This is a genomic window from Falsiroseomonas stagni DSM 19981 (assembly GCF_900114315.1).
GTDB lineage: Bacteria > Pseudomonadota > Alphaproteobacteria > Acetobacterales > Acetobacteraceae > Falsiroseomonas > Falsiroseomonas stagni.
In genome coordinates, this window is the sequence record NZ_FOSQ01000001.1 from 1,169,555 (window position 1) to 1,193,224 (window position 23,670).

The 23,670-nt window shown below is 71.8% G+C and carries 28 protein-coding genes; 22 read left to right on the forward strand and 6 right to left on the reverse strand.

Annotated elements, in window-relative coordinates:
* Positions 1 to 82: 82 nt before the first annotated feature.
* The 8 genes from BM041_RS05435 to BM041_RS05465 all read left to right on the forward strand — a co-directional run bounded on the left by BM041_RS05435 (position 83) and on the right by BM041_RS05465 (position 5,814).
* Complete coding sequence (locus BM041_RS05435) at positions 83 to 1,678, forward strand: rhodanese-like domain-containing protein (protein ID WP_092956517.1); 1,596 nt, start codon at positions 83 to 85, stop codon at positions 1,676 to 1,678.
* Complete coding sequence (locus BM041_RS05440; RefSeq protein WP_092956520.1) at positions 1,671 to 2,435, forward strand: double zinc ribbon domain-containing protein; 765 nt, start codon at positions 1,671 to 1,673, stop codon at positions 2,433 to 2,435. The genes BM041_RS05435 and BM041_RS05440 overlap by 8 nt, the downstream gene beginning before the upstream one ends.
* 69 nt (positions 2,436 to 2,504) lie before the next feature.
* Complete coding sequence (gene grxC / locus BM041_RS05445) at positions 2,505 to 2,762, forward strand: glutaredoxin 3 (protein ID WP_092956523.1); 258 nt, start codon at positions 2,505 to 2,507, stop codon at positions 2,760 to 2,762.
* 85 nt (positions 2,763 to 2,847) lie between these two features.
* Positions 2,848 to 3,357, forward strand: coding sequence for a DUF1178 family protein (locus BM041_RS05450; RefSeq protein WP_092956526.1), 510 nt, complete (start codon positions 2,848 to 2,850; stop codon positions 3,355 to 3,357).
* A gap of 130 nt (positions 3,358 to 3,487) precedes the next feature.
* Positions 3,488 to 3,658 (forward strand): hypothetical protein, encoded by a 171-nt coding sequence (locus BM041_RS31115; RefSeq protein WP_245761933.1) that lies wholly within the window; start codon positions 3,488 to 3,490, stop codon positions 3,656 to 3,658.
* Positions 3,659 to 3,688: 30 nt separating this feature from the next.
* Positions 3,689 to 5,206, forward strand: coding sequence for a methyl-accepting chemotaxis protein (locus tag BM041_RS30440; protein WP_245761934.1), 1,518 nt, complete (start codon positions 3,689 to 3,691; stop codon positions 5,204 to 5,206).
* 50 nt (positions 5,207 to 5,256) lie between these two features.
* Positions 5,257 to 5,514 carry a ribbon-helix-helix domain-containing protein gene (locus BM041_RS05460; RefSeq protein ID WP_092956528.1) on the forward strand — a complete coding sequence of 86 codons (258 nt, stop codon included), beginning with the start codon at positions 5,257 to 5,259 and terminating at the stop codon, positions 5,512 to 5,514.
* A complete protein-coding gene (locus BM041_RS05465) occupies positions 5,515 to 5,814 on the forward strand; it encodes a type II toxin-antitoxin system RelE/ParE family toxin (protein ID WP_092956530.1) in 300 nt (99 codons plus the stop codon). It begins immediately after the preceding gene.
* Positions 5,815 to 5,822: 8 nt separating this feature from the next.
* On the opposite strand, the gene ubiG is transcribed toward BM041_RS05465, so the two are convergent.
* Positions 5,823 to 6,536, reverse strand: a complete 714-nt coding sequence (gene ubiG, locus BM041_RS05470) for a bifunctional 2-polyprenyl-6-hydroxyphenol methylase/3-demethylubiquinol 3-O-methyltransferase UbiG (protein WP_092956533.1) — start codon at positions 6,534 to 6,536, stop codon at positions 5,823 to 5,825.
* 148 nt (positions 6,537 to 6,684) lie between these two features.
* Here ubiG and BM041_RS05475 point away from each other — a divergent pair, with 148 nt between their 5' ends.
* The 10 genes from BM041_RS05475 (at position 6,685) to BM041_RS05520 (ending at position 16,219) form a co-directional block, all read left to right on the forward strand.
* A complete protein-coding gene (locus BM041_RS05475; RefSeq protein ID WP_092956536.1) occupies positions 6,685 to 7,929 on the forward strand; it encodes an aspartate kinase in 1,245 nt (414 codons plus the stop codon).
* Positions 7,930 to 7,938: 9 nt separating this feature from the next.
* Positions 7,939 to 8,985, forward strand: coding sequence for an NAD(P)H-dependent flavin oxidoreductase (locus BM041_RS05480; protein ID WP_092956539.1), 1,047 nt, complete (start codon positions 7,939 to 7,941; stop codon positions 8,983 to 8,985).
* Positions 8,986 to 9,073: 88 nt separating this feature from the next.
* Entirely contained in the window at positions 9,074 to 10,084 is a 1,011-nt protein-coding gene (locus BM041_RS05485) for a helix-turn-helix domain-containing protein (RefSeq protein WP_092956542.1), read from the forward strand.
* A gap of 81 nt (positions 10,085 to 10,165) precedes the next feature.
* A complete protein-coding gene (ispG, locus tag BM041_RS05490; RefSeq protein ID WP_092956545.1) occupies positions 10,166 to 11,305 on the forward strand; it encodes a flavodoxin-dependent (E)-4-hydroxy-3-methylbut-2-enyl-diphosphate synthase in 1,140 nt (379 codons plus the stop codon).
* A 3-nt stretch (positions 11,306 to 11,308) separates the two neighbouring features.
* A complete protein-coding gene (locus BM041_RS05495) occupies positions 11,309 to 11,641 on the forward strand; it encodes a nucleotidyltransferase family protein (RefSeq protein WP_092956549.1) in 333 nt (110 codons plus the stop codon).
* On the forward strand, positions 11,631 to 11,987 hold the full coding sequence (locus BM041_RS05500) for a HepT-like ribonuclease domain-containing protein (RefSeq protein WP_175533753.1): 357 nt from the start codon (positions 11,631 to 11,633) through the stop codon (positions 11,985 to 11,987). Before BM041_RS05495 ends, BM041_RS05500 begins: the two co-directional genes overlap by 11 nt.
* 74 nt (positions 11,988 to 12,061) lie before the next feature.
* Complete coding sequence (gene hisS / locus BM041_RS05505; RefSeq protein ID WP_092956555.1) at positions 12,062 to 13,309, forward strand: histidine--tRNA ligase; 1,248 nt, start codon at positions 12,062 to 12,064, stop codon at positions 13,307 to 13,309.
* Positions 13,306 to 14,361 carry a peptide chain release factor 1 gene (gene prfA, locus BM041_RS05510; protein ID WP_092956557.1) on the forward strand — a complete coding sequence of 352 codons (1,056 nt, stop codon included), beginning with the start codon at positions 13,306 to 13,308 and terminating at the stop codon, positions 14,359 to 14,361. Before hisS ends, prfA begins: the two co-directional genes overlap by 4 nt.
* 148 nt (positions 14,362 to 14,509) lie before the next feature.
* Positions 14,510 to 15,415 (forward strand): peptide chain release factor N(5)-glutamine methyltransferase, encoded by a 906-nt coding sequence (gene prmC, locus BM041_RS05515; RefSeq protein WP_092956560.1) that lies wholly within the window; start codon positions 14,510 to 14,512, stop codon positions 15,413 to 15,415.
* A 210-nt stretch (positions 15,416 to 15,625) separates the two neighbouring features.
* On the forward strand, positions 15,626 to 16,219 hold the full coding sequence (locus tag BM041_RS05520; protein WP_408735394.1) for a DUF4167 domain-containing protein: 594 nt from the start codon (positions 15,626 to 15,628) through the stop codon (positions 16,217 to 16,219).
* A gap of 59 nt (positions 16,220 to 16,278) precedes the next feature.
* Here BM041_RS05520 and BM041_RS05525 read toward each other — a convergent pair whose 3' ends face one another.
* Positions 16,279 to 16,644 carry a DOPA 4,5-dioxygenase family protein gene (locus BM041_RS05525; protein WP_217648617.1) on the reverse strand — a complete coding sequence of 122 codons (366 nt, stop codon included), beginning with the start codon at positions 16,642 to 16,644 and terminating at the stop codon, positions 16,279 to 16,281.
* A gap of 131 nt (positions 16,645 to 16,775) precedes the next feature.
* Between BM041_RS05525 and BM041_RS05530 the strand changes: the two genes are divergently transcribed.
* On the forward strand, positions 16,776 to 17,609 hold the full coding sequence (locus BM041_RS05530; RefSeq protein WP_092956569.1) for an alpha/beta fold hydrolase: 834 nt from the start codon (positions 16,776 to 16,778) through the stop codon (positions 17,607 to 17,609).
* Between the two features lie 171 nt (positions 17,610 to 17,780).
* Here BM041_RS05530 and BM041_RS29880 read toward each other — a convergent pair whose 3' ends face one another.
* From BM041_RS29880 to purM, 3 genes are read right to left on the reverse strand one after another with little or no spacing between them, the layout of a single operon-like run.
* Positions 17,781 to 17,942 carry an aa3-type cytochrome c oxidase subunit IV gene (locus BM041_RS29880; RefSeq protein WP_139225962.1) on the reverse strand — a complete coding sequence of 54 codons (162 nt, stop codon included), beginning with the start codon at positions 17,940 to 17,942 and terminating at the stop codon, positions 17,781 to 17,783.
* A 20-nt stretch (positions 17,943 to 17,962) separates the two neighbouring features.
* Complete coding sequence (gene purN, locus BM041_RS05535; RefSeq protein WP_092957540.1) at positions 17,963 to 18,601, reverse strand: phosphoribosylglycinamide formyltransferase; 639 nt, start codon at positions 18,599 to 18,601, stop codon at positions 17,963 to 17,965.
* 47 nt (positions 18,602 to 18,648) lie between these two features.
* Complete coding sequence (gene purM / locus BM041_RS05540; RefSeq protein ID WP_092956572.1) at positions 18,649 to 19,710, reverse strand: phosphoribosylformylglycinamidine cyclo-ligase; 1,062 nt, start codon at positions 19,708 to 19,710, stop codon at positions 18,649 to 18,651.
* 127 nt (positions 19,711 to 19,837) lie between these two features.
* On the opposite strand from purM, the gene BM041_RS05545 reads away from it, so the two are divergent.
* Genes BM041_RS05545 through BM041_RS05555 form a run of 3 tightly spaced genes read left to right on the forward strand, consistent with a single transcriptional unit; the run spans position 19,838 to position 22,366 of the window.
* Entirely contained in the window at positions 19,838 to 20,572 is a 735-nt protein-coding gene (locus BM041_RS05545; protein ID WP_092956575.1) for a hypothetical protein, read from the forward strand.
* The gene (locus BM041_RS05550) at positions 20,556 to 21,191 is read left to right on the forward strand and encodes a CDP-alcohol phosphatidyltransferase family protein (protein ID WP_245761935.1); all 636 of its coding nucleotides are present in this window, start codon (positions 20,556 to 20,558) and stop codon (positions 21,189 to 21,191) included. Before BM041_RS05545 ends, BM041_RS05550 begins: the two co-directional genes overlap by 17 nt.
* On the forward strand, positions 21,188 to 22,366 hold the full coding sequence (locus tag BM041_RS05555; RefSeq protein WP_245761936.1) for an AI-2E family transporter: 1,179 nt from the start codon (positions 21,188 to 21,190) through the stop codon (positions 22,364 to 22,366). The genes BM041_RS05550 and BM041_RS05555 overlap by 4 nt, the downstream gene beginning before the upstream one ends.
* On the opposite strand, the gene BM041_RS05560 is transcribed toward BM041_RS05555, so the two are convergent.
* The gene (locus tag BM041_RS05560) at positions 22,367 to 23,587 is read right to left on the reverse strand and encodes a polyhydroxyalkanoate depolymerase (protein WP_092956578.1); all 1,221 of its coding nucleotides are present in this window, start codon (positions 23,585 to 23,587) and stop codon (positions 22,367 to 22,369) included.
* Between the last annotated feature and the right edge of the window lie 83 nt (positions 23,588 to 23,670).

Here is a 23,670-nt window from a genome sequence, read left to right on the forward strand (position 1 = left end):
AGCCCTCTCCTCCCATGGGGGGGGGAGGGTTGGGTGAGGGGTTCCCCCCGCCCGCACCACGACCGTCGCCCGGACACCCGAAATGCCCCCGACAATCCCCCCGGCGACGCTGAAATCCTGGCTCCGCGACGGCGCCGAACTGGCGATCCTCGATGCGCGGGAGGAAGGCGAGTTCAGCGCCTCCCACCTCTTCTGGGCCATTCCCTGCCCGCTGTCCCAGGCGGAGCTTCGCGCCCCCCGCCTGCTGCCCCGCCGCGCCACCCGCATCGTCTGCGTCGATGGCGGGGAGGGGGGCTACGCCGACAGGCTGGCCGCCTTCCTCGCCACGATCGGCTGCACCGACCTGCATGTGCTGGAAGGCGGCACGCAGGGCTGGGAAGCGGCGGGCTACGAGCTCTTCTCGGGCTTCAACGTGCCTTCCAAGGCCTTCGGGGAATGGGTGGAGCACCATTACGGCACCCCCTCGATCGACCCCGCCGAACTCGCCGCCATGCAGGCGGAAGGGCGGGATATGATCATCGTGGACAGCCGCCCGATCGCGGAATTCCGCGCCATGTCCATCCCCGGCGCCATCGACGTGCCGGGCGCGGAACTCGCCTATCGCGTCCCCGCCATGGTCCCCCGCCCGACGACCACGGTGGTGGTGAACTGCGCCGGTCGCACCCGATCCATCCTGGGGGCGGAAAGCCTGCGCCGCGCCGGCCTGCCCAACCCGGTGGTGGCGCTGCGCAACGGCACCATGGGCTGGGAACTCGCGGGCTTCACCTGCGATCGCGGCCGGGATGACCGCTACGCCCCCGGCACGCCCCCCGATGCGGCGGAGACCCTGGCCCGCGCGAAGCGCTTCGCGGACCAGGCCGGCATCCGCTGGATCACCCGCGCGGCGGCGGCCGACCTGCTCGCCGACCCCGCCCGCACCACCCACCTCTTCGATGTCCGCGACCCCGCCGAATATGCGGAGGGCCACATCCCCGGCGCCATCTCCGCCCCCGGCGGGCAGCTGGTCCAGGCCACCGATGGCTGGGTCGCCACCCGCCATGCCCGGATCATCCTGGCCGACGATACCGGCACCCGCGCCGCCATGACCGGCGGCTGGCTGCGCCAGCTCGGGGGCTGGGAGGTGTTCTGCCTGACGGACGCCATGGAGGGCCGGCTCGAATCCGGCCACCCGGCCCCCGCCATCCCGGGCCTGCCGAAGGCGGCGACGATCACGGCGCCGGACCTCGCCGCCCGCCTGGCCTCGGGCGGCGCCACCGTCATCGATTGCGGCCGCAGCCTGGCCTTCCGCGCCGGCCACATTCCCGGCGCGCTCTGGGGCGTCCGCACCCGCCTGGCCACGCTGGCGCCGCGCCTGCCTGGCGACCGGATGCTGGTGGCCACGGCGCCCGACCCCGCCCTCGCCACCCTCGCCGCCGCCGAATTGTCGGCCATGCACGCCGGCCCGGTCGCGGTGCTGGAAGGCGGCACCACCGCCTGGGCTGCCGCCGGCCTGCCGCTCCACGCCGACCGCCAGAACCCCCCGGACGCGGCCTGCATCGACGCCTGGCTCCGCCCCTATGACCGGAACGAGGGGGTGGAGGAGGCGATGCGCGCCTACCTGGCCTGGGAGATCGACCTGGTCCATGCCGTGGAGCGCGACGGCGACGCCCCCTTCGGTGCCCAGGGGGGCCATGGGTAGCGTTTCACGCCTGAAACGCCTCGGCCTCGGCGTCCTCGACGCCGTGATGCCGCCGCATTGCCTGACCTGCGAGGAAGCGGTGGAAACGCAGGGCACGCTCTGCGCCGCCTGCTTCCGCGGCCTGCACCGCATCACCGCGCCGATGTGCCCGCGCTGCGGGGTGCCCTTCCTGCATGCGGGGCAGGGGGGCGCGGGGGGCCTCTGCCCCGGCTGCCTGGACCATCCGCCGGCCTATGACACCGCCCGCGCCGCGCTGCGCTACGACAATGCCAGCCAGCGCCTGGTGCTGCCCTTCAAGCATGCGGACCGGCCGGAACTCGCGGGGCCGCTCTCGGCCCACATGGCCCGGGCCGGCGCCGCGCTGCTGGCACGCTGCGACCTGGTGGCGCCGGTGCCGCTGCATTGGCGGCGCCTGTTCAGCCGCCGCTACAACCAGGCGGCCCTGCTGGCGCAGCGCCTGGCCCGGGGCGCGCATCGTCCCTGCATCCCGGACCTGCTGCGCCGCCGCCGGCCGACGCCCCCGCTCGGCGACCTCGGCGCCGCCGCCCGCGCGGCGCTGGTGGCGGATGCCTTCACCATCCGCCCGCGCGCCATCCCGCGCCTGCGCGGCCGTCGCGTGCTGCTGGTGGATGATGTCATGACGTCGGGCGCCACCGTCGATGCCTGCGCCCGCGCCCTGCTCGCCGCCGGGGCCGCCGCCGTCGATGTCCTCGTCGCCGCCCGCGTGCCGGACCCCCGCCTGCAGGCGGAAGCCTGACCCGCGCCTCCGGCGCGAAGCCCGATCCAGAGGCTTGACCGCGCCGGCCGGCGGACCGATGTGGGGCGCATGGCCAAGATCGAGATCTACGTCCAGGATTTCTGCCCCTACTGCGCGCGCGCCGTGGGCCTGTTCCGCAAGAAGGGCGTGCCCTTCGAGGAGATCTGGGCGCCCAATGGCTCCGACGCCCGCCGGGACGCGACAAGCCGCTCCGGCGGCCGCACCACCGTGCCGCAGATCTTCATCGATGGCCGCCACATCGGCGGCTGCGATGACCTGATGGCGCTGGACCGCCAGGGCGGGCTCGATCCCCTGATCGCGGCATGACGTGCCGCGGCTGGCACTCGGGTTGCCGGAGTGCCAGAATGCGGCGCGACAAGCCGCCCGAAACGGGCCACCGGGACCACAGGGGATGATCCACTACCAGCTGCGCTGCCATGCCGGCCATGAATTCGATGGCTGGTTCCAGGACAGCAAGGGGTTCGAGGCGCTGGCCAGGGCCGGCCTGGTCGAATGCACGCATTGCGGCAGCGCCAAGGTCGAGCGCGCCCTGATGGCACCCGCCATCCGCAAATCCCGCCGCAAGGCCCTGCCCGCGCCCCCCCCGGCGGCGGAGGCCGCGGAAGCCCCTGCCACCACCCCCCCCGCGCCCGACACCGCGCCGATCGGCAACCCCGAACGCGTCGCCGGCGGCCCCATCCCGGCCCAGCTCCTCGCCATGCTCCAGCGCCTGCGGGCGGAGGTGGAGAAATCCTGCGACTATGTCGGCCCCGCCTTCGCCGATGAGGCCCGCAAGATCGCGAACGGGGAAGCCGAGGCCCGCGGCATCTACGGGGAGGCCTCGGACGCCGAGGCCGAGGCCCTGGCCGAGGAAGGCATCGACATCGCCCGCCTTCCGTGGGTGCCCCGTGCGGATGGCTGAGCGCGCCGCCGCTTTACCGGCGTGACACGAACTTAACCGACAATCCTCGACTGGCCCCACCCGCCGGGTGCCCGTAACCCCCCGGCCCCGCTCCCGTTGGAGCTGTCGACCAGCGAGGATTCGTCACTTCATGTCCGCCACCGTCACCACAGCGCCCCGTCGCGGCAGCATCGGCTTCCGCCTCTCCATCGGCTTCGGTCTCGTCCTCGCCCTCATCGTCACGCTCGGCGTCATCGCCACCAACCGCGTCAACGCCATCAGCGCCAGCCTGGCCACCATCAACGACGTGAACAGCGTCTAGCAGCGCTACGTCATCAACTTCCGCGGCAGCGTGCATGACCGCGCCATCAGCCTGCGCGACGTCGTCCTCCTCGCCACCCCCGCCGAACGCGCCGCCGCGCTGGCCGAGATCACGCGGCTGGAGGAATTCTACGCCCGCAGCGCCACGCCGCTCGACGCCATCATGGCAAGCGGCGCCGGCGTGACGCCGGACGAACAGGCCATCCTCGCCTCGATCAAGGAGATCGAGGCCCGCACCATGCCGCTGATCCGCCAGGTGATCGAGGCCCGCCAGCGCGGGGAGGCCGGAGCGGCCCACCGCCTGCTGATGGACCAGGCCCGCCCCGCCTTCGTCGAATGGCTGGCCCGCATCAACCGCTTCATCGACCTGCAGGAAGCCAAGAACCGCACCGTGGCGACGCAGGCCCGCGCCGTGGCGGAAGGCTTCCAGACGCTGATGATCGCCCTTGTCGCCGCCGGGCTGCTGATCGGCACGGGCATCGCCGCCTGGTCGCTCCGCGCCGTGGCGCCGCTGAAGCGCCTGACGGACGCCATGCTGCGCCTGGCGCGGGGCGACCTCGCCGCCGAGATCCCCGGCCAGGACCGCGGCGACGAGGTCGGCGCCATGGCCAAGGCCGTTGCGGTCTTCAAGACCAGCATGGCCGACAGCGCGCGCCTGGCCGCCGACCAGGAACGGCTGAAGGCCGAGGCCGCCGCCGAACGCCAGCGCGTGCTGCGCGGCCTGCTCTCCAACCTCGAGGAGAAGGTCGGCGGCACCGTCGCCCTCCTCGCCGGCCGCGCCGCCGAACTGGAACGCACCGCGCGGTCCATGCGCGGCACCGCGACCGAGACGAACGCCAAGGCCGACAGCGTCCAGGCCGCCGCGACGGATGCCACCAGCCGCGTCCGAAGCATGGCGGTGGCCGCCGAACAGCTCAGCGGCTCGATCGGGGAGATCAGCCGCCAGGTCGCCCAATCCGCCCGCATCACCGGCGCCGCGGTGGAGGATGCCCGCCGCACCGATGCCACCGTGCAGGCCCTGGCCGCCGGCGCGCAGCGCATCGGCGACGTCGTCGGCATCATCACCAGCATCGCCGGCCAGACCAACCTCCTGGCACTCAACGCGACCATCGAGGCCGCCCGCGCCGGGGAGGCCGGGAAGGGCTTCGCCGTGGTGGCGAGCGAGGTGAAGTCGCTGGCCGGCCAGACCGCCCGCGCGACGGAGGAGATCGGCGCCCAGATCGGCACGATCCAGGCCGCGACCAGGGACGCCGTGACCGCGATCCAGAGCATCGCCGGCCGGATCGAGGAGGTGAGCCAGATCGCCACCCTCATCGCCTCGGCCGTCGAGGAACAGGGCGCCGCGACGCAGGAGATCGCCCGCAGCGTGCAGCAGACGGTGGAGGCGACGCAGCTGGTGGGCGCCGACATCCAGGGCGTCACCCAGGCCGCGAATGACAGCGGCGCGGCGGCCGACCAGGTCCTCGGCGCCGCCTCCGACGTCTCCCGCCAGGCGGAACGGCTGAAGGACGAGGTCCGCGGCTTCGTCGCCAGCGTCGCGGCGGCGTAGACCGGGACGCGAGCCGCCCTGGCGTGTTATGAGGGGAGAGGAGGCCCAGGATGACCATCACCCTCTCCCCCGACCTGGTCGCGATCATCGAGGCGAAGGTGGCCAGCGGCCGCTTCCCCTCCGCCGACGCTGTGCTGCGGGAAGCCCTGCACCAGTTGGAAGTCGCCGAAGCAAGCCTGGCCGATGACGACGAGGCCTGGCTGAAGCAGGCCTATGAGGTGGCGCTCGCCAGTGGCGAGCCCGTCGAGGTGGACCTCGGCAATCTGAGGGACCACGTCCTGAACGGCGCGACGCTGCGGCCCCGCTAGGTGCTGCGGCTCCGCTTCTTCCCGGCGGCGATTGCCGACCTGGTCGATACACGTGCCTATGTGGCGGACCACCGCCCCGCCAGTGCGGGGCCGCTGGTGGACCGACTGATCGATCGGGTACGCCTGCTGGCCGACCATCCCGATGCCGGGGAACGACTTCCCCGACTCGGCCCCGGTGTCCGCCGCCTGACCGAGGCCCCGTATGTGATCCTCTATCGCACCACGGCGGAGGAGGTGCAGGTCCTCCGCATCCTCCACGGCGCCCGCCGCATCACCCGGCGCGCGCTACCCCCCGGCTGACCCCCCCCCTACCGCCCCGCCATCACCAGGTAGTTCACCCCCAGGTCCCGGCTCTCCCGCCACCCCCCCGTCAGCGGGTCCATCGTCATCCCCGCGATATCCGTCACCCGCAGCCCCGCGCGCTTCAGCCCCGCGCCCAGCTCCCCCGGCGTCACGAACATCTTCCAGTCATGCGTGCCGACGGGCAGCAGCCGCAGCAGGTATTCCGCGCCGAGCTTGGCCATCAGGAAGGACCTCGCGGTCCGGTTCAGCGTGGACAGGAAGACCGGCCCCGACGCCAGCCCGGCCAGCGCCGCGTAGAACGCCGCGCGTTCCTCCACATGCTCCACCACCTCCAGGGCCACCACCGCGTCGAAGCGGGCACCTTCCGCCAGCAGGTCTTCCGGCCCGCCCTCCCGGTACTCGATCTCCAGCCCCCCCGCCGCCGCATGGGCCCGCGCCGCGGCCACGGCATCGGCGGCCGCATCCACCCCCGTCACCCGCGCGCCGAACCGCGCAAAGGCTTCCGCGGCCAACCCCGCGCCGCAGCCCACATCCAGCAGGGTCAGCCCCGAAAGGTCCCGCCCCGTCCGCCCATGCGCGCGGGCGATCCGTTCCGCGATCCACCCCGTCCGCAACGGGTTCATCCGGTGCAGCGGCTTCATCGGCCCGCCCGGGTCCCACCAGCGATCGGCCAGCGCGCCGAACTTCCGGATTTCCGCCTCGACCGCCGTGCCTGCCATTCCCGCCCCCCAATAAAGCCCCGGCTTGCCCTGGCGAGGTTGCCCGCCGGCCCGCCCCCCGTTATCTGTCCGCCCCCCGGCGGGGCGCAACGGGTCCACCCCGTCCGATCCGCCCCCCGACCCCTGAGAACGGCACTCCGGACCCAGCATGGCCCGCATCGTGATGAAGTTCGGCGGCACCTCCGTCGCCGACCTCGACCGCATCCGCAACGTCGCGAACCGCGTGAAGCGGGAGGTGGAGGCCGGCCATGAGGTCGCCGTCGTCGTCTCCGCCATGTCCGGCACGACGAACCAGCTGGTGAAGTGGTGCCAGGACCTCTCGCCGCTCCATGACGCCCGCGAATACGACGTGGTGGTGGCGACCGGCGAACAGGTGACCATCGGCCTGCTCGCCATCGCGCTGCAGACCATCGGCGTGGAGGCCCGGTCCTGGCAGGGCTGGCAGATCCCCATCCTGACCGACCAGGCCCATGGCAAGGCGCGCGTCGAGAGCATCGACGGGTCGCTGCTGATCGAACGCATGCAGGCCGGCCAGGTGCCCGTCATCGCCGGCTTCCAGGGGCTGGAGCCCACGCGGAACCGCGTCACCACCCTCGGCCGCGGTGGCTCCGACCTCTCCGCCGTCGCCATCGCCGCCGCCGTGAAGGCGGATCGCTGCGACATCTACACCGATGTGGACGGCGTCTACACGACCGACCCCCGCATCGTGCCCCGGGCCCGCAAGCTCGACCGCATTTCCTATGAGGAGATGCTGGAACTGGCCTCGGTCGGGGCCAAGGTATTGCAGACGCGCTCCGTGGAACTGGCCATGAAGCAGCGCGTGCGGGTCCAGGTTCTCTCCAGCTTCGAGGACAAGCCAGGCAGCCTGGTGGTTGACGAGGACGAAATCGTGGAACAGCCCATCGTGTCCGGCATCGCCTATTCCCGTGACGAGGCGAAGGTCACCCTCCGCCGCGTGCCGGACCGGCCCGGCGTCGCCGCCTCCGTCTTCGGCCCGCTCTCGGCCGCCAACGTCAATGTGGACATGATCGTCCAGAATGTCGGCGCCGATGGCAGCACGGACATGACCTTCACCCTCGGCCGCACCGACCTGCCCCGCGCCCGCGACCTGCTGGAGAAGGAGAAGGCGACGATCGGCTTCGAGGCGATGATCGCCGACCCCGATGTCGCGAAGATCAGCGTCGTCGGCATCGGCATGCGCACCCATGCCGGCGTCGCCACCACCATGTTCAAGACGCTGTCGGAGAAGGGGATCAACATCCAGGTGATCTCCACCAGCGAGATCAAGGTGAGCGTGCTGATCCCCGCCGACTACACGGAGCTTGCGGTCCGCGCCCTGCACACGGCCTATGGGCTGGACGGGCCGGAACCGGCCCGGCGCGGTGAAGGCTGAAGGATCACCATGGACGCGCTCCCCCCCCAGGCTCCGCCCGCCGAGGCCCTCGCCCGGCTCGATGCCCTCATGGCCCGCGGTGCCGCCTTCTTCGGCACGCGCTACGCCATCATGGGCGGCGCCATGTCCTGGGTGAGCGAGCGCAACTTGGTGGCGGCCCTGTCGAACGCCGGCGCCTTCGGCGTCATTGCCTGTGGCGCGATGGAGCCCGACAGACTCGCCCAGGAAATCCAGGGCACCCAGGCGCTGACGCAGAAGCCGTTCGGCGTGAACCTCATCACCATGCATCCCAGGCTGGACCAGCTGGTCCAGACCTGCCTCGACCACAAGGTCGGCCACATCGTCTTCGCCGGCGGCATTCCGCCTGGCTCCGCCATCAAGGCGGCGAAGGATGGCGGCGCCAAGGTCGTCTGCTTCGCGCCGGCCCTGGCGCTCGCCAAGAAGCTCATCCGCTCCGGCGCCGATGCGCTGGTGATCGAGGGGGCGGAGGCCGGCGGCCATATCGGCCCCGTCTCGCTGACCGTGCTGGCGCAGGAGATCCTGCCCTTCATCCGCGACGTCCCCGTCTTCGTCGCCGGCGGCATCGGGCGGGGGGAGGCGATCCTGTCGTATCTGGAGATGGGCGCGGCCGGCGCGCAGCTCGGCACCCGCTTCGTCTGCGCCACCGAATCGATCGCCCATCCCAACTTCAAGCGCGCCTTTATCCGCGGCGCCGCGCGCGATGCGCTGCCGACCGTGCAACTCGACGAACGCTTTCCCGTCATCCCCGTCCGCGCCCTGCAGAACGGCGGCACCAAGCGCTTCCTGGAACACCAGGCGGAGACGATCCGCCGCTTCCTGGCCGGGGAGGTCGAGAAGGCCGCAGCGCAGCTCGACATCGAGCATTTCTGGGCCGGCGCGCTGCGTCGCGCCGTCGTCGATGGCGATGTGGAGAACGGGTCGCTGATGGCCGGGCAGAGCGTCGGCATGGTGACGCGTGAACAGCCCGCGGTAGAGATCGTGCAGGAACTCGTCTGGCAGGCCGCCGCCGCCATCGCGGCGCGCCAGCCGGCCTGACCCCGCCGCGCGACACATCGATGAAGCAAGCTGACAGCCGCGTGATTCGATTTGCGGCGCAGCAAGCCCCGCGCTAGGTGTCCATGCCGTGCCCTACGACCTGAAGCGCATCCCCCGAAAGCCCGACTCCACCGGCGCAGAGGCCGCGCGGGTCGGTGAGGAACTTCGCGACTCCCGCCTGGCCCTCGGCCTGTCGGTGGAGGAGATGGCGCAGCGGCTTCGCATCCGCCGCCCCTACCTTGAAGCGCTGGAGGAAGGCCGCATCGCGGACCTGCCCGGCGCCGCCTATGCCGTGGGGTTCGTCCGCACCTATTCGGTGGCGCTCGGCCTCGACGCCGATGAGATGGTCCGCCGCTTCCGCGACCTGTCCGGCGCCGCCGTCACCCGCAAGACGGATCTGGTCTTCCCGGAACCCGTGCCGGAACGCGGCATGCCGGCCGGCGGCGTGATCGGCATCGGCGCCGTCATCGTCATCGGCGCCTATGTCGCCTGGTTCAACTGGACCGGCGGCGGCAACCGCACCGTCGATGTGGTGCCGCCCGTGCCGCCGCGGCTGGAGGCCGCCGCCGACCAGGGCCGCAGCCAGCTGCCCGGCGCCAATGCCAACCGGGGTGAGGGCGCGCTGCCGCTTTCCGCCCTGCCGCCGCCCGGCGGCGTCAACGCGCCAGGGACCGCCGCCCAGGCCGCCACCGTCCCCGCCGCGCCCGCGCCGCCCGCGGCTGCCCCGGCGCCCGCCCCGCCGCCGCCCCTTATCGCCGGGCTGCCGGAAGGGACCAGGGTCGCGCTGCGCGCCCGCGCCAATAGCGGGGACAACGGCGTCTGGCTGCAGGTGCGGGACCCCCGCAACGGCCAGGTCCTGCTGAACCGCGTGCTCCGCGCCGGCGAACACTGGCCCGTGCCGCCGCGGGACGGCCTGCTGCTGGATACCGGCCGCGCCGATGCGCTGGAGATCGTGGTGGAGAACACCCTCTCCCCGGCGCTGGAGGGCATCATCGGCGTCCGCCGCAACGTGTCGCTCGACCCCGACCGCCTGCGGCAGCGCCTGGTGCCCGCGACGGCCAGCAACGCCCCGCCGCCGGCGACCATCCGCACCAACTGAGGCGCGCGCGGCTTCCCCCTGTGATCCGCGGCCCCGGCATCCTATGCTCAGGGCCAAGGAACCAGGGACCACGGACGCAGCATGGCCTATCGCCCCTACCAGCAGATCGCCCGCCGCAAGTCGCGGCTGATCCATGTGGGCAAGGTCCCGGTCGGCGGCGACAGCCCCATCACCGTCCAGACCATGACCAACACCCCCACCGAGGACGCCAAGGCGACGATCGAACAGATCCGCCGCTGCGAACTGGCGGGCGTCGACATCGTCCGCGTCTCCGTGCCCACCGAGGAAGGCACCGCCGCGCTCAAGGAGATCGTGCGCGAGGTCAACGTCCCGATCGTCGCCGACATCCACTTCCACTACCGCCGCGCGATCGAGGCCGCCGAGGCCGGCGCCGCCTGCCTGCGCATCAATCCCGGCAATATCGGCAGCAAGGACCGGGTGAAGGAGGTCGTGAAGGCCGCCCGCGACCATGGCTGCTCCATCCGTATCGGCGTGAACGCCGGGAGCCTGGAGAAGCACCTGCTGGAGAAGTACGGGGAGCCCAACCCGGATGCGCTGGTGGAAAGCGCCCTGTGGCATGCCGACCACCTGCTGCAGGAGGGATTCGACAATTTCAAGATCAGCGTGAAGGCGTCCGACGTCTTCCTGGCCGTCGCCGCCTATCAGCAGCTGGCGGAGGCCTGCGACCACCCGCTGCATATCGGCATCACGGAAGCCGGCGGCCGACGCGCCGGCACGGTGAAATCCGCCATCGGCCTGGGCTCGCTGCTCTGGGCCGGCATCGGCGATACGGTGCGCGTCTCCCTCTCCGCGGAGCCGGAGGAGGAGGTCGCGGTCGGCTGGGAACTCCTCAAGTCGCTGCACATCCGCCATCGCGGCGTGAAGGTCATCTCCTGCCCCTCCTGCGCCCGGCAGGGCTTCGACGTGATCCGCACGGTGGAGAAGCTGGAGGAGCGCCTGGCCCATATCGACCAGCCGATCTCCCTTTCCATCATCGGCTGCGTGGTGAACGGGCCCGGTGAGGCGCTGATGACCGATATCGGCCTGACCGGCGGCGGGGCCGGCACCCACATGGTCTACGGCATGGGCAAGACCAGCCACACCGTGAAGACCGAGGAGATGGTCGAGCACATCGTCGGCCTGGTGGAGGCCCGCGCCGACGCCATGAAGGCCGCCAAGGCCGCCGAGGCCCAGGCGGCCGAGAAGCAGGCCGCCGAGTAGCCCGTGCACCCGGAGATCCTCCGCCACCGGGACGCCATCGCGGCACTCTGCCGCCGCTTCGGCGTGACCCGGCTGGAGGTCTTCGGATCGGCCGCGCGGGGTGATGATTTCGACCCGGCGCGGAGCGATGTGGACCTGCTGGTGGAGTTCGAACCCGGCAGCCAGCGCGACTTCGCGGCGTTGGTGGAGTTCGAGGAAGCACTGGAGACGGTTTTCGGCCGCAAGGTCGATGTTCTGGAACGCCATGTCCTCATGGCGAGCCACAACTACATCCGCCGCCGCAGCATCCTCGCGGATGCCAGACCCTTCTATACCGAGACGCGCCATGCGGCGTGACGAGGCTCGGGACTGGGCCCTGGCGCTCGATATCGTCTGGTACTGCGACCGCGCGGCGGGCTTCGTCAACGGCATGGATGCGGAAGGTTTCCGGACAAGCGACATCCACCGCTACGCCGTGGAACGATGTGTGAGCGTCGTCGGCGAAGCAGCGGCCAAGCTTTCCGATGGCTTCCGCAGTTCGCTCCCTGACATTCCCTGGCACGCCGTCATCGGGATGCGGCATGTTGTCGTCCATGACTACGGGCGCGTTGACCTGGATCGTCTGTGGGAAACGGTGACGATTGCGATGCCGCGGCTTGCCAGCCGTCTCCGTCCCCTCATTCCCCCCGACGAAACGCCCTGACCAACGCCGCCCCTTGCCCCCACGCGCGCCTCGCGCCTCTTGCTCCTACGCGCCGCAGGCGCGATACGCCCCCCATGGCCAGCACACCCCTCCAGCCCGTCCGCGGCACCCGTGACCTGATCGGCGAGGATTTTCGTCGGTATCACCACGTCGTCACCGCGGCCCGGCGGATCACGGGGCTCTACGGTTTCGAGGAATGGGCCACGCCGATCTTCGAGGACACGCGCGTCTTTGCCCGGTCCCTTGGCGAGACCTCCGACGTCGTCTCGAAGGAGATGTATTCCTTCACCGACCGCGGCGGCGATTCCATCACGCTGCGGCCGGAGAACACGGCCGGCGTCTGCCGCGCCCTCGTCTCCAACGGCCTGACGCAGTCCAACCTGCCCCGCAAGGTCTTCTATGCCGGGCCGATGTTCCGCTACGAGCGTCCGCAGAAGGGCCGCTACCGGCAGTTCCACCAGATCGGCGCGGAGATCCTCGGCGCCGCCGAGCCGCTGGCCGATGCGGAAGTCATCGCCGCCGGCTGGAACATCCTTGAGGCACTGGGCATCAGCGATGGCGTGGTGCTGGAGATCAACACGCTGGGCGACGCGGAGAGCCGCGACGCCTACCGCACGGCGCTGGTCGCCCACTTCACCGCGCACAAGGACAGCCTGTCCGAGGACAGCCGCATCCGGCTCGAGAAGAACCCGATGCGCATCCTGGACAGCAAGGATGAGGGCGACCGCCGGATCGTCGCGACGGCCCCCACCATCCAGCCCTACCTGACGCCCGCTGCCTCGGCCTTCTTCGCCGCCGTCCTGAAGCACCTGGAGACCCTCGGCGTCCCCACCCGGGAAAACCCGAGGATCGTCCGCGGCCTCGACTACTACAGCCACACGGCCTTCGAATTCGTGACGGACCGCCTCGGCGCCCAGGGCACCGTCATGGCTGGCGGCCGCTATGATGGCCTGGTCGAGGAAATGGGCGGCCCCGCCACCCCCTCCGTCGGCTGGGCCGCCGGTGTCGAACGCCTGTCCATGCTCCTCGCCGCCAGCCCCGCCGCCCCGCGCCCCGTCGCCGTGATCCCGGTCAGCGAGGCGCAGGAACCCGCCGCCATCCAGCTCACGCAGCAGCTCCGCGCGGCCGGCGTGACGGCGGAGATCGCCTATAAGGGCAATCTCAAGCGCCGCATGGAACGCGCCAACAAGATCGGCGCCCGCGCCGCCCTGATCCTCGGGGAGGATGAGGTGGCCCAAGGGGTCGTCCAGCTCCGCGACCTCGATGCCGGCACCCAGGACCGCATCCCCCCCGCGGAGGCCGTGGCCAGGCTGATCGGATGAGCCTTCCCCAGAAACTCGACCGCCTGCTCTCCCGCGCCGAGGAAATCCGCCACCAGCTCAACACGGCGGATGGCGCGCAGGTCGGCGCGCTCTCCAAGGAACTCTCGGACCTCGAACCGCTGGTCGAGAAGGTGCAGGAATACCGCGCCACCGAACGCGGCCGGGACGAGGCCGAGGCCATGCTGGCCGACCCCGAACTGCGCGAACTCGCGGAGCCCGAGTATTTCACGCTGCGCGACCGCCTGCCGGTGCTGGAGCGGGAGATCCGCCTGATGCTCCTGCCGCGCGACGCCGCGGACCAGGGCAACGCGATCCTTGAAATCCGCCCCGCCGCCGGCGGCGACGAAGCCGCCCTTTTCGCCGCGGAGCTTTTCGGCGCCTACCAGCGCTACGCCGCCACCCAGGGCTGGCGGTTCGAGGTGCTGGAATATGACGAGGGCGAACTCGGCGGCGTGAAGGGCGCGACCGCGACGGTCGAGGGCCGCGGCGTCTTCGCCCGGCTGAAATTCGAATCCGGCGTCCACCGCGTGCAGCGCGTGCCCGCGACCGAAAGCCAGGGCCGCATCCACACCTCCACCGTCACCGTCGCCGTGATGGCGGAGGCCGAGGAGGTGGATGTGCAGATCAATGAATCCGACCTGCGCATCGACACCTATCGCGCCTCCGGCGCTGGCGGCCAGCACGTCAACAAGACCGACAGCGCCGTCCGCATCACCCACATTCCGACCGGGACGGTGGTGGCGATGCAGGAGGAGCGGAGCCAGCACAAGAACCGCGCCAAGGCCATGAAGGTGCTGCGCGCCCGCATCTACGACGCGCAGCGCAACCGCCTGGACAGCGCCCGCGCCGCCGACCGCAAGTCCCAGGTCGGCACCGGCGATCGGTCGGAGCGCATCCGCACCTACAACTTCCCCCAGGGCCGGGTGACGGACCACCGGATCGGGCTGACGCTGCACAAGATCGACCGGGTCATGCAGGGGGAGTTCGACGAGATCATCGGGGCGCTGACGGCGGAGGACGAAGCCGCGCGGCTGGCGGCCGAGGCCGAATGAGGGCGCATGGCGGGGTGCTCTGCCCCCCGCACCCCCGGCCAAGGGCCAGCGGGCCCTTGGAACCCAGGCCATTGACGACGGTCCAGGGGCGCCACGCCCCTGGCGGATGGGGCGTGGGGAAGGCAGCGCCTTCCCCACATCGCCCGCGATGACATGCCCCCCCGGCAGCACCATCGGCGCCTACCTCTGCCAGGCCGGCCAGGTCCTGCGCGCCGCCGCCATCGACCAGCCCCGCTACGAGGCCCGTCTCCTCCTCGCCCATGCCCTCGGCACCACCCAGGATGCCCTGCTGCGCAACCCCCGCGCGGAGGTCCCGGCCGAGGCCGCCGCCCGTTTCGGGCAATCGCTGAAGGCCCGGCTGGACCACACCCCCGTCGCCCATATCCTCGGCCGCCAGGGTTTCTGGACACTCGACCTCGCCGTCTCCCCCGCCACCCTGATCCCCCGTCCCGATTCGGAATCGCTCGTGGAAGCGGCGCTGGAGGCCTTCCCGGATCCGAAGCGCCCGATCCGGGTGCTCGACCTCGGCACCGGCACCGGCGCCCTGCTGCTCGCGGTGCTCGCCGAACGCCCCGCCGCCTTCGGCATCGGGCTGGATCGCGCGCCGGAAGCCGCCGCGCTCGCCGCCCGCAACGCGCGGGAGAATGGGCTCGCGGACCGCAGCGCCTTCCTGGCCGGGGACTGGGCCGCCGCGCTCGATTCGGCCTTCGACCTGGTGCTGTCGAATCCTCCCTATATCGAACGCGACGCCATCGCCGGCCTCATGCCCGATGTCGCCCGGCACGAACCGGCGCTGGCGCTGGATGGCGGGGCGGATGGGCTCGATGCCTATCGCGCCATCACCGCCGCGCTGCCCGCGCTGCTGGCGCCTGGCGGAGTCGCGGTGCTGGAACTCGGCCAGGGCCAGCGCGCGGCGGTGGAGGGCCTGGCCCGCGGCGCCGGGCTGGAACCCGCGGGATGCCGCGCCGACCTGGGCGGCATCGAACGCGCCCTGCTGCTGGCAAAAGGGGGGTTGGCGAAAAAACCGTTTGTCGGCCCGGCGCCAGCGCACTAGGTTGACCATGCGGCCCGGGAAGCCTTTGCGCGTCCCGGCACCGCCGGCAGAAGCGGCCGGGCATTGGGGGTCCAGGGGCACAGGCCCGGTTCCCGCCAGCCCGCGCGCCGCGATGACGCAACCCGAAGATGCCGCGTTCCCGGTCGGGGCCTTCCCGCACGGCGGCGCGATTGCGAGACGGCGAACGCCATACCAATGAACATGAAGCGCATGCGCGGCCGCGGCGGCAACCGCCACGGGGGCGGAGGTGGCGGCGGCGGCGGTCCGTACCGCCAGGGCGGCGGCGGTGGCGGCGGCGGCGGTGGTGGCGGGGGGGGCGGTGGCGGCGGCCACCAGCCGATGAACCGCAACCATGTCTTCGACAGCAATGGCCCGGACATGCGCCTGCGCGGCACCGCCCAGCAGCTGTTCGAGAAGTATCTCCAGCTCGGCCGCGACGCGACCAGCGCCAGCGACCGCGTGATGGCGGAAAGCTACTTCCAGCACGCGGAGCATTATTTCCGCATCCTGAACGCGATGAGCCAGGCGGCCCAGCAGCAGGGCGGCCCGCCCCAGCACCAGCAGCGCCGCTACCAGAACGGCCCGGAACAGGAAGGCGGCGGAGAGGGCAACGGCGACCAGCCCGACCTCGCCATGCGCCGCGACGATTCCGGCATGGCCCAGCAGATCAACGCGCCCCAATACGGCAACGGCCATGTCGACCGTAACATGGGCGACCGGGGCATGGACCAGGACGACAACCAGTCCGACACCCGCGACCGGGATCGGGACCGCGACCGCGATCGCGACCAGCGCGACGGTTGATCCCGAAAGCCCTCTCCCCCCGACGGGGGAGAGGGTTGGGTGAGGGGGGGCGCCCCCGCCTATTCCGGCAGTACGCTCACATCCAGCGGCAGCACCGCCCCCATCCACAGGGCATGGGCCGTATGGTCCGCGCGCTGCCGCCCCGTCTCCGGGTGCAGCAGCACGGTCAGCCCTTCCCGGTTCAGCGCGATGAACGGCGCCAGCGCCGGGAACAGGTCCACCCCGAAGGCCACCTGATACATCGATGTGGGATGCGGCCCGACCGGCCGATCATGCCACCGCCCGAGCACCGCGCCGGGGAAGCGTTCCCCGATCGCCTCCCGCAGCCGCGCCGCCACGGCGCGGGTCTGATCGGGGTCGTAGTAGACATGGGCATGCCAGCCCGTGATGCCGTCCGTCATGGATCGCCGGCCTTCTCGACTCATGGGGCCATCCTTCCGCCCGGCGCGCCGTTTCGCAATGCGCCGGGCGTGACCCTGGCATCCCGCGCCGGGCAGGACGCGCGGCGCCCGCATGCCGTAGCCTGCATGGGCGACGGGGAATGAGGGGCAAGGCCATGCCGATGGGCCATCATGTCGTCGTGGACGGCGCCCGCCTGGCGGCGGAGGAGAGGGGCGCGGGCTGCCCGGTCGTCTTCCTGCACGCGAATGTCGCCGACAGCCGCATGTGGCCTGGCCAGATGGAGGAAGTGGGCACCCTTGCCAGGGCCATCGCCTATGACCGGCGGGGCTTCGGGAGGACCGAATCCGGCCGGGCGCCCTTCTCGCCCGTGGCCGACCTGCTGGCGGTCCTCGATGCCCTTGGCGCCGCGGGGCCGGCGATCCTGGTCGGCTGCTCCCAGGGCGGCCGGATCGCGATCGACGCCGCGCTACTCCACCCCGACAGGGTGCGCGCCCTGGTGCTGATCGCCCCCAGCGTCGGCGGCGCGCCAGAACCGGCGCATCCCCCCGCCATCGCCGCCCTGCTGGCGCGACAGGCGGCGGCGGAGCGGGCCGGCGACCTCGACCAGGTGAATGCGATCAAGGCGCGGCTCTGGCTCGATGGGCCGCTGGCCGGGGAGGGGCGCGTCACCGGGCCCGTGCGGGATCTGTTCCTGGCGATGAACGGCATCGCGCTGCGGTCGCTGCCGGCCGCGCCCAGCCTCGATACGGCGCCGGCCTACCAGCGCCTGGCGGCATTGCGCGTCCCGGCGCTGGTGGCCTGGGGCGACCTGGATTTCCCGCATATCCAGGAACGGTGCCGCCACATGGTGGCGACGCTGCCGGCGGCACAAGGCGAGGTCCTGCCCGGGGCCGCCCATCTGCCGAGCCTGGAGCAGCCGGCGGCCGTGACAGGCCTGCTGCTGCGCTTCCTCCGGCGCCTCGATGCCGAGACGGCGTCAGGCCCATGATGCGTCAGGATGGGTCGCGCCTCGGCAGGCCGGCGCGATGCCCGGGATGACCCTGAATGCCATCCGAGGGTCCGGCCAGGGGGGCTATGCCTGGAGCAACAGGCGCCCAGATGGAATCATCGGAAGGCCACGTGCCCTGGCAATGGAAACCGGGCCGCCCGGCCCGGGCCCTCAGACCACGAAGATCGCCAGCAGCACCAGGATGCCGACGGTCAGGCCGATGCCCCAGGTCGTGCCCTTCAGGAAGCCGTCATAGAACGACGTCCGCTCGGCCATGATGTCCTCGGCCTTCACCTCGACCAGTTCATACGTCGCGGGGGCGTGGTCAGCCATGGGGGATCCTTCGTTGAGCGTCAGCCTTCGGCCGCCCTTTTAGAAAGTGGCGCCCAGCCCGGCAAGGGGTTCGCCAGGGCGCCATCCGCGCCCGGGGCCTCGACATGCGCGATCTCCCCCGCCACCCGCACGCGCCCCGCCGCCAGCCAGGCCAGCGCCGCGGGGTAGATCCGGTGTTCCTCCGCCAGCACCCGCGCGCCGAGCGTCGCTTCCGTGTCCCCCGCCAGCACCGGCACGGCGGCCTGGGCCAGGATCGGCCCCTCATCCACCCCATGCCGCACCAGATGCACGGTGCAGCCATGCAGCCGGACGCCGGCCGCCAGCGCGCGGGCATGGGTGTCGAGCCCCTTGAAGCTGGGCAGCAGGGACGGGTGGATGTTGACCAGCCGGTCCTGCCAGCGCCCGACGAACCCCTCCGTCAGCACCCGCATGAAGCCGGCCAGCGCCACCAGCTCGATCCCGTGCTCGGCCAGCATGGCCTCCATCGCCACCTCGAACCCCGCCCGGTCGCCCTTGAAGGCGCGGCTTTCCACCACCGCGGTCGGGATGCCCGCCGCGCGGGCGCGCTCCAGCCCGCCCGCATCCGCCCGGTTGGACAGCACCAGCGCGATCCGCGCGGGGTAGGCAGGGTCGGCCGCCGCGTCCAGCAGCGCCGCCATGTTGCTGCCGCGGCCGGAGATCAGGACCGCGGTCGGGACCCGCCTGGTCAAGCGGGCCAGCCCTCGCGCAGGTTGTCGATGCGGACGGCGGCCGCACCCTCGCCCGCCGCCAGCGCGCCGATGCGGAACACCGTCTCGCCCGCCTCCGCCAGCATCGCCGTCGCGGCTTCGGCATCGTCGGCGGCCACCACCAGCACCATGCCGAGCCCGCAATTGAAGACGCGCAGCATCTCCTCCGCCGCGACATTGCCGGCCCGCGCCAGCCAGGCGAAGACGGGCGGCACCGTCCAGGCGGCCGCATCCAGCACCGCCACCACGCCCGCCGGCAGCACGCGGGGCAGGTTGCCCGGCAACCCGCCGCCGGTGATATGCGCCGCCGCCTTCAGCTTCCCCGCCTTATGCAGGGCCAGCACCGGCTTCACATAGATGCGCGTCGGCGCCAGCAGCGCCTCCGCCACGCTCTGCCCTGACGCGAAGGGGGCAGGGGAGGCGAGCGTGAGGTTCGTCCCCTCCAGGATCCGGCGCACCAGCGAATAGCCGTTGGAATGGACGCCGGAACTGGCCAGGCCCAGCAGCACGTCCCCCGGCCCGACATCGGCCCTGGGCAGCAGCGCATCGCGCTCCGCCGCCCCCACCGTGAAGCCCGCCAGGTCGTAGTCGCCGCCCTTGTAGAGGCCCGGCATCTCCGCCGTCTCACCCCCCACCAGGGCGCAGCCCGCGATCCGGCAGCCCTCCGCGATGCCGCCCACCACGGAGGCGGCCTGCGCGACATCGAGCTTCCCGGTCGCGAAATAATCCAGGAAGAACAGCGGCTCCGCGCCCTGCACCACCAGGTCGTTCACGCACATCGCCACCAGGTCCTGGCCGACGAAGCCGTGGATGCCGCTGTCGATCGCGAGCTTGAGCTTGGTGCCGACGCCGTCGGTGGAGCTCACCAGCACCGGGTCGCGGAACCCGGCCGCCTTCAGGTCGAACAGCGCGCCGAAACCGCCGAGGCCGCCCATCGTTCCGGGCCGGTCGGTGCTGCGCGCCAGGGGCTTGATGGCATCCACCAGCGCATCGCCGGCTTCGATGTCCACTCCGGCGTCGCGGTAGGTCAGGCTGGTCATGGCGGCCCCCGATCGGGTATTCGGCACACAGGCACGACGTGCCTGCAACGGTAGGGATGGCGATATGCCGGTCAGCGAGCGGCGCAGCCAGCGGGGCGGAAAAAACCATTTCCGGCCCCGGACGGCAATGCAGGCGATGGTGCTCGGCGCCGCCATGGCGTTCGCGGCGCCCTTCGCCGCGCCCGCACCCGCCTTCGCCCAGGCGACACCTGAAGAAAACCCGCTGATCCAGCGCGGCGTCCCGGCCGAGGCCACGGCGGAAACCGCGGTCATCGCCCGCGACCGCGCGCTGAATGCCGGCCAGCGCACCGCCTATGAGCGGATGGCCGCCGCCCTCGGCCTGCCCCGCGGGATCCCGGACGCGCAGATCGAGGGCCTGGTCCAGTCCCTCGTCATCGAATCCGAACGCATCACCCAGCGCGGCTACTCCGCGCGGCTGACGGTGAACTTCAACCCCGGCCGCGTCGCCGCCATGGGCGGCCGCAACCCGGGTGCCATCGGCGCGCCGGGGACCCTCTTCAGCACCCCAGGCGGCGCCGCCACCGGCCCGGCCACCCCCGGCGCGACCAGCCAGGCGCCTGGTGTCGGCGGCCCGGCCGTCGCGACGTTGGATGTCGTGGCGGTCTATCGGTCCTTCCCGGAATGGGTGGAGATCACCCGCCGCCTCGGCGCGGCTTCCCCCGTCGCCCGCTTCGATGTGGTGAGCCTGACCGGCGAAAGGGCGCGGCTGCGCCTCGGCCTGCGCACCCAGCCGCCAGAAGCCGCGGCCGAACTGGCGCAGAACGGCATCGCCCTGGCGCCCGGCCCGATCGATTCGCGACCCGGCGAGGGATGGCGCCTGAGCCTTGCCGGAGGCCGTTGACCGCAAGCCGGCCGAGGCCGGTCCATCGGCGGAGGGCACGCCCCTCTCCACCCTGCCGCCCCGGCCCGCGGTGGTGCCGGCGGACGCCTATTTCACCTGGCCCAACGTCATCACCTTCGCCCGGCTTTGCGCCGTGCCGGGGGCGGTCTGGCTGGTGCTGAACCACCGCCTCGACCTCGCCTTCTGGGTCTTCGTCGCGGCCGGGGTGTCGGACGCCATCGATGGCTGGCTGGCCCGCATCCGGCACAGCCGCTCGACCCTGGGTGCCATCCTCGATCCTGTTGCCGACAAGGCGCTGCTGGTGTCGATCTACGTGACGCTGGCGAGCATCGGGGTGCTGCCGGACTGGCTCGCGATTCTCGTCGTCTTCCGGGACCTGCTGATCGTGGGCGGCGTGCTGGTGCTTTATGTGCTGGGCCAGCCGCCGCGCATCCAGCCGATCTTCGTCTCCAAGCTGAACACCGCGCTGCAGATCACGCTGGCCGCCGGCGCGCTGTTGCTGGCGGGCTACGGCATGGGTGATTCGGTGGTCATCGACGTCTTCATCTGGCTGGTCGCCGCCAGCACCTTCGCCTCCGGCGCCGCCTACGTCACCCAGGCCGCGCGGGGCCGAGCATGAGCGGCAGCAAGCCCCCCGCCACGCCGCCCGCCCTGCCCGCGCCCGCGCCGAAGCCGGAACCGCGTCCCGCCTCCTGGCCAGCCTCCCCCGGTGCCCGCATGGCGACGCGGGCGGAGCGCTGGGGGCTCGTCATCGGCACGACGGCGGTGCTGCTGTTCAGCCTCTGGCTGTTCTCGGCCATCCTGACGCCCTTCGTGCTGGCGGCCTGCATCGCCTATTTCCTCGACCCGCCGGCCCGGCAGTTGACGCGCCTCGGCGTGCCGCGCGGGCTGGCCGCCTTCCTGCTGGTGATGGGCCTGACGGCCTTCGCGCTGCTGGCGATGCTGCTGCTCTATCCCCTGCTGGTCGCGCAGATCGGCGTGCTGGTCACGCGCCTGCCGGCCTATGTCGCCGGCATCGGCAGCCTGGTCCGCCAGGCGCTGGAACGGCTGCAGGAAGCCCTGGGGCCGGAGGTGGTGGACACCCAGCTCCGCGACCTCGTCGTCAGCCAGGCCGGGCAGATCATCACCTTCCTCGGCACCGCCGTCGCGCGGCTGATCGGCGGCGGCGTCGCGCTGTTCAACGTCTTCACCCTGCTGGTGGTGACGCCGGTGGTGGGCTTCTACCTGCTGCGCGACTGGCAGGCGATGATGGCGCGGCTTGAATCCTGGCTGCCCCGCCGCAACGCCGCCGTGCTGCGCCAGCTCTCCCGCGATACCGACCGCGTGCTGTCGGCCTGGCTGCGCGGCCAGCTGCTCTGCTGCGGGTTGCTCGCTGTCTACTATGCGACCGGCCTGAGCGCGGTCGGCCTCGAACTCGGCCTGACGGTCGGGCTGATGGCGGGCATCCTGTCCTTCATCCCCTATGTCGGCAGCCTGACCGGCTTCGTCACGGCGATCCTGCTGGCCATGGCGCAGTTCGGCACCTGGAACGGCGTCGGCCTGGTGGCGGCGGTCTTCATCACCGGCCAGATCGTGGAGGGCTACATCATCTACCCCCGCCTGCTGGGGGACCGGGTGGAACTGCACGCGGTCTGGGTGATCTTCGCCCTCTTCGCCGGCGGCGTCGCCTTCGGCTTCCTCGGCGTGCTGCTGGCGGTGCCGATGGCGGCCGCCATCGGCGTCGTCACCCGATACTGGCTGCGGCGATATCTGGAGAGCCCGCTGTATCTCGACCCGCCGCGCACCGGGTCCTGACTATCCCTCATTCGCCTGGATCATCTCCCGCACCCGCGGATAGATCGCCTGCGCGAAGCGCCGCCCGCTGAACACGCCGTAGTGCCCCACCCCCGTCTGCAGATGGTACCGCCGCATCGTCACCGGCACGCTGCGGCACAAATCGAGCGCCGCCATCGTCTGCCCGATGCCGCAGATATCGTCCTTCTCCCCCTCCACGGCCATGATGGCGGTGCGCCGGATCGCCTCCGGCCGCACGCGCCGGCCGCGCCACATCATCTCGCCTCGTGCGAGCGCATGGTCCTGGAACACGGTCTTCACCGTCTCCAGGAAGAACTCCGCCGGCAGGTCCATCACCGCGAGATACTCGTCATAGAAGCGCCGGTGCTGCGCCGCCCGCGCCACATCGCCGTCGAACAGCGCCCAGAACTGGTCCTGATGCGCCTTCAGATGCCGGTCCATGTTCATCTGCATGAAGGCCGAGAGTTGCAACGCCCCCGGATAGACCCTTCGCCCCGACCCCTTGTGCCGCCAGGGCACGGCGGCGATCAGGTTGCGCTCGAACCACTCGATCCCGTGCCCGCTGGCGAGTTCATTCACCTTGGTCGGGTTCTGCCTGGCGTCGATCGGCCCCGCCATCAGCGTCACGCTGCGCGGGGAGGCACGGTTCCGGTCCTCCGCCATCAGCGCCACCGCCGACAGCACCGCCACCACCGGCTGGCACACCGCCAGCACATGCCCGCCCGGCCCGATCGCCTCCTGGAACCGCATCACATGCTCGATGAATTCATCGAGCCCGAAGCGACCGGCAGCCAGCGGCACGTCCCGCGCATTGTGCCAATCCGTGATGTAGACGTCGTGGTCCTGCAGCAGCACCTGCACCGTGCCGCGCAGCAGCGTCGCGAAATGGCCGCTCATCGGCGCCACCACCAGCACCCGGGGCAGGGGGGTGTCCACATCCGTCCGGAACCGGATCAGGGAGGCGAAGGGCGTCGCCGCCACCACCTCCTCCGTCACCTCCACCAGCCGGTTCCCCACCCGCACCGGCGCGATCCCGAAATCCGGCCGCGCCTGCGTCACCGCGAAACCGGCAAAGACCTCCGCGGCCGCCCGCATGGCGCGCACGCCATCGAAGAGCGGATGCGCCAGCCCCCAGGGGCCGAGCCACCCCGCCATCCCCTTCGCATGGGCCCGCAGCGGCGCCAGCGCGTCCTGCCTTGCCTGCAATGCCCGGTAGATCATCCGATGGGCCCCATCATCACTGGCGCCCATCGTGCCAGCCCGGGCCCGTTTCGCAACCGCGAAGGCGCTGCTACCGTCGCCGC